Raw genomic sequence first — 2291 nt, 5'->3', positions numbered from 1 at the left:
GCGGCGGCGAGCGCGGCGACCCGGCCGGCGAGCCGGTCGTCGCCGAGGTGCCGGGCGACCCGGGCGAGGGCGGTCAGCAGCGGCCATCCGTAGCGGGGGCAGTCGACGAGGCTGGTGTCGGCGAGAGCCGTCTCCGCCGCGCGCCGGGCCTCGGCCTCGTCGTCGGCGGCGAGGGCCGCCTCCAGGCGCAGCTCGATCAGCGGCAGCCGCTGGTTCGGGTGCAGGTAGGGCTTGGACAGGAAGCTCAACGCCCGGCCCACCGACTCGTCCGCGCCCGGGTGGCCCTGGGCCAGCCGCAGGCCCGCCCGCAGTTGCTGCCAGTGGGAGCCGGTGACGCCGGGCGGGTCGATCCGCGCGGCCTCCGCGCAGATCTCCTCGGCCTCCGTCCAGCGGCCCAGCGCGAGCAGCGCCTCGGCCCGGTTGGAGAGCAGGTACGCGCCGGTGGACCGGCTGATCCCCACCCGACGGGCCTCGCTCACCCCGTCGCTGGCGGCCCGGGCCGACTCCTCGTACCGGCCCAGCTCGAAGAGCACGTCGGAGATGTGGACCAGGACGCTCACCAGGGCCGGCACCGTGTCGGTGGCCCGGGCCAGCGCCTCGCAGCGGCGTAGCTCGGTCAGGCCCAGGTCGGGCGCGCCGTCCCGCCGGTTCGCGACGGCGAGCTGGATCGGCAGTTGCGCGCCCAGCCCGGCGGCCCGCGCCACGGCGGTCACCTCCGCGGCGATCCGGGCCCCCTCGGCGCGGTCCACCCGGCCCAGGTGGGCGGCGACGTCGGCGAGCAGCCGCAGCCGCTCCGGGCCGTCCGGCCCCTGGTTCGCCAGCCGGTACGCCTCCCGCAGCTCGGCGGCACCGTCGCTCTTGCCGAGGATGGACAGCATCCGGCCGCGCCGGTCGAGCAGTCGCGCCGCGCGCAGTGGTTCGGCGTCGGTGTCCACCTCGGCCAGCGCCGCCCGGGTCAGGGTGAGAGCCCGCTGGTAGTCACCCGCGGTGGTGGCCGCCGCCAGGGTCTCCTCCAGTACGGCCAGGTGGTCCATGTCGAGCCGGTCGGCGGCGTCGGGCACCAGCTCCCACAGCTCCAGCACCCGTTCCAGCAACCGGCTCTGCTCGGCGTACGCGTACCGGTCGGCGGCCGCGCAGGCGGCGGTGCGGGCGGCCACCAGGGCACGGGGGTGGTCGTGTGCGGCGTACCAGTGGTGGGCGATCTCGGCCGGCGCGCGCCCGGCGGCGACGAGGTACGGCTGGGCCTCGATGGCGGCGGCGTAGCGGGCGTGCAGACGGGCGTGCTCGCCGGGGAGCAGCTCGTCGTGGACGGCCTCGCGGACCAGCGCGTGCCGGAACTCGTAGTCGCCGTCCGGGTCGGCGACCACGAGTTGGGCGGCGACGGCGGCCCGCAGCGCGTCCTCCAGCTCCGCCTCGGGCAGCCCGGCGACCTCGGCGAGGAGCTGGTGGGCGAAGCGGGTGCCGCCGGCGGCGGCCATCCGCAGCACCCGTTGGGCGGCGTCGGGCAGCCGGTCCACGCGGGCCAGCAGCAGGTCGCGCAGGGTGTCCGGCAGCACCGCACAACCGACCGGGTCGCCGGCGGCGGCCAGCTCCTCGATGAAGAGCGGGTTGCCCTGGGTGCGGTCGTGGACGTCGTCGACGGACCGGGCGGCCGGCTCGGCACCGAGCAGGTCGGCCAGGATCGCCGCGGTGCCGTCCCGGTCCAGTCGGCCCACCTCCACCCGCTCGACCCCACGGGCGCGGTCCAGCTCGGCGATGAACGGGCGCAGCGGGTGGCCCCGGTGCAGCTCGTCGGTGCGGTACGTGCAGACGAGCAGCAGCCGGTCGGTGCGCGCCGCGCGGACCAGGAAGCCGATCAGGTCCCGGGTGGAGCGGTCGGCCCAGTGCAGGTCCTCGATCACCAGTACCAGTGGCTGCTCGGCGGCGAGCCGGCCGAACAGCTGCGCTACCAGGTCGAACAGGTACCCGCGCGGGGCGTCGGAGACACCGGCGGTGGCCGGTGCGGCGGCACCGAGCGGTCCCCGGGCCAGCTCGGGGAGGAGGCGGGCGAACTCCGCCTCGTACCCGTCGAAAGCGCCCGGGCCGTCGTGCCGCAAAACCTCGCGCAGCGCCGCCGCGAACGGCGCGAAGGGCAGGCCCGCCTCGCCGAGTTCGAGGCACTGCCCGACCAGCAGCCGGGCCTCACCGGCGCCGGCCCGGTGGCCGAACTCCTCCAGCAGCCGGGTCTTGCCCACCCCGGCCTCACCGCCGACCAGGACGGTGGTCGGCTCGCCGTCGCGGGCCCGGGCCAG

1 protein-coding gene is annotated in these 2291 nt (G+C 77.1%); it reads right to left on the bottom strand.

Annotation, left to right across the window (positions count from 1 at the left end):
* Nucleotides 1–2291: AAA family ATPase (locus tag AB0I76_RS27940; RefSeq protein ID WP_357041534.1), on the bottom strand; the 2291-nt coding region annotated here is incomplete at both ends.

It is taken from the genome of Micromonospora sp. NPDC049799 (assembly GCF_040656655.1).
Classification (GTDB): Bacteria; Actinomycetota; Actinomycetes; order Mycobacteriales; family Micromonosporaceae; genus Micromonospora.
Note: the sequence above shows the minus strand (reverse complement) of the source record. Positions and strands in the feature narration are given on the sequence as shown.